Origin of the sequence: Inquilinus sp. (assembly GCF_039594555.1) — a bacterium.
In the GTDB taxonomy this organism is placed as follows: Bacteria; Pseudomonadota; Alphaproteobacteria; order DSM-16000; family Inquilinaceae; genus Inquilinus.
Window position 1 is genome coordinate 1 of sequence record NZ_JBCNNF010000639.1, and the last position, 2,535, is coordinate 2,535.

General features: G+C 68.5%; 3 protein-coding genes. All 3 read right to left on the reverse strand.

Features of this window, described 5'->3' with window-relative positions; genetic code table 11:
- Positions 1-642, reverse strand: a 642-nt coding sequence (locus ABDW35_RS35385; protein WP_343718523.1) for a carbohydrate ABC transporter permease, incomplete at its 3' end; no start/stop codon positions are given.
- Positions 642-1,586, reverse strand: a complete 945-nt coding sequence (locus ABDW35_RS35390; RefSeq protein WP_343718524.1) for a sugar ABC transporter permease — start codon at positions 1,584-1,586, stop codon at positions 642-644. The genes ABDW35_RS35390 and ABDW35_RS35385, both read right to left, overlap by 1 nt.
- A 78-nt stretch (positions 1,587-1,664) precedes the next feature.
- Complete coding sequence (locus ABDW35_RS35395) at positions 1,665-2,441, reverse strand: pentapeptide repeat-containing protein (RefSeq protein WP_343718525.1); 777 nt, start codon at positions 2,439-2,441, stop codon at positions 1,665-1,667.
- Positions 2,442-2,535: the final 94 nt, after the last annotated feature.

Genomic DNA, 2,535 nt, shown 5'->3' on the forward strand with positions numbered 1-2,535 from the left:
ACTCTCCGACCGCGGTGAAGGCGGCAGGTTCGGCCTATGCCCGCCACCCGGTCGGGACCGGGCCCTTATGATGGCGCATTCCTCCAGCTCGAACGGGATCGAGCGGAAATAGCCCATCAGGAGCCAGGTGCAGAACGGCACGAGGAAGGTCGGATAGGTCAGGATCAGCGACCACTGGCTGTTCAGGAGGCCGAGGCCGCTGAGCTGCACCGCCAGCGGGATGAACAGGATCGAGGGCGGCACCAGATAGGCCAGGAAGATGGCGAGGCCGACGAAGCGCGCGCCGGTGAAGCGCAGCCGCTCGATCGCATAGGCGGCGAGGACGGAGCAGACCAGCGCCAGCACGGTCGATCCCATCGCGATCACCATCGTGTTCCACAGCCAGGCGGGATACGAGGTCTCGAACAGCAGGAAGCGGATGTGCCGCAGCGTCGGCTCGGCCACCCACAACGGGTTGAAATCCTTGTAGTTGTACAGCTCGGCGTTCGATTTGATCGAGGTGATCCCCATCCAGTAGAAGGGGAACAGCAGCACGAAGACGAACACGGCGAGCGGCAGATAGACCGTCACCACCCGGCGCGGCAGCTTCTCGAGATAGCCCATGCCGCCTTCGTCGGCGACGGCGTCCTGTTTCACGACCATCAGTCGCGCCCCCCCTGCTGCCAGCGCTGCCGCTGCAGGCCGAAATAGCTGAACATCACCGCCGCCAGCAGGAACGGGATCATGGCCGAGGCGATCGCCGCCCCCTCCCCCAGCTGGCCTCCGGGGATGGCGCGCTGGAACGACAGCGTCGCCATCAGATGGGTCGCGTTCAGCGGGCCGCCGCGGGTCAGTACGTAGATCAGCTGGAAGTCGGTGAAGGTGAACAGCACCGAGAAGGTCATCACCACGGCGATGATCGGCGACAGCATCGGCAGGGTGATCCAGCGGAAGCGCTGCCAGTTGCTGGCCCCGTCCAGCACCGCCGCCTCGTACAGCGATTGCGGGATGGTCTGCAGCCCGGCCAGCAGCGTGATGGCGACGAAGGGGATGCCGCGCCAGATGTTGGCGGCGATCACCGAGGCGCGGGCATTGGCGACGTCGCCCAGGAAGTTGATCGGCGTGTCGATCAGCCCGAGCTTGATCAGCCCCCAGGAGATCACCGAGAACTGGGCGTCGAAGATCCACCAGAAGGCGATGCCGGACAGCACGGTCGGCACCACCCAGGGCAGCAGCACGATGGCGCGCAGGAACGCCTTGAACGGCAAATGCCGGTTCAGCAGCAGCGCCAGCCACAGGCCGAGCACGAATTTGAACAGGCTGGCGACGGTCGTGTAGAGCACGGTGTTGAACACCGACAGCCAGAAGATCGGGTCGTCGAACAGGAACTCGTAATTCTCGGTGCCGATCCAGATGCCGGGACGGCCCAGCCGCGTGTCGGTGAAGCCGAGATAGACGCCGAGGCCCAGCGGATAGGTCAGGAACAGCAGCAGGATCACCGCGGCCGGCAGCAGGAAGGCCAGCCCCAGCGCGTTGCGGCTCTCCATCATCCGCGCCATCCATGACGCGGCCGGGGGCGGCGATCTTCGCTGCGCGATCGTCGACATCTGTCCTCCACTCGTGCCGGCCGCCTTCTGCGGGCTTGCCGGCTTGCGGCCAGGGCCGCGTTGACGTTGATCGTCCCGCTACCGGCGCGGGACCGCGGGATCCAGCCCCTTGACGGTGTCGAGCCCGATGGCGCCGGCCAGGACCGCGCCGCCGAAATCCGCCCCGGTGGCGTCCGCGCCGGTGAGGTCAGCCCCGGTCAGATCGGCGCCTGAGAAGTCGACATGCTGCAGGCTGGCGCCGGTGAAGCGAGCGCCCTGCAGCTTGGCGAAGCGGAACCAGGCGCGGCCGAGATCGGCTCCGGCGAAGGTGGCCCCCTCCAGCCGGGCGCCGGAGAAATCGGCCCGCAGGATCCCCATCGACTGGTTACGCATGTCGACCGCCAGCATGGCGCCAGTGAAATCGGCCCCGCGCAGGTCGAAGCCGCCGAAGCGGGCGATCACCCGCGCCTTCACGAACTTCGTGCGCAGGAAGACCGGCGCTTCGGCCGGATTGGTCTGCAGGCCCGAGGCAACGACCAGGCCCTGGACATTGGCGCGGGACAGGTCGGCCCCGGTGAAGTTGGCCCGGATCACCCAGGCCAGGCCGAGATTGGCGCCGGTCAGATCGGCCCCGGTGAGGTTGCTGTCCTCCAGCCTGGCCGCGAACAGGTCGGCGCCGGCGAGCTTCGCCCCGGACAGGTCGAGCCGGCTGAGATCGACCTTCTCCAGCGACTTGCCGGAGAAATCGGCCGGTGCCGCCGGGGTGGCGCGGGCCAGGGCCGCGACCACCTGGTCGCGCGTCAGGTCGGCGGCCCAGCCCGGCGCGGCCAGGCCGGCGACCAGCAGCGCCAGCAGGATCCGACGGCCGAACACCATCCTCCCAGCCGGAGAACCGCGCCGGGCGGCGCGAGCCCCCTCACCCTCCCGCCTCCTGCGGCGTCGGGCCCCTCCCTCTCCCCGACAGCCGGAC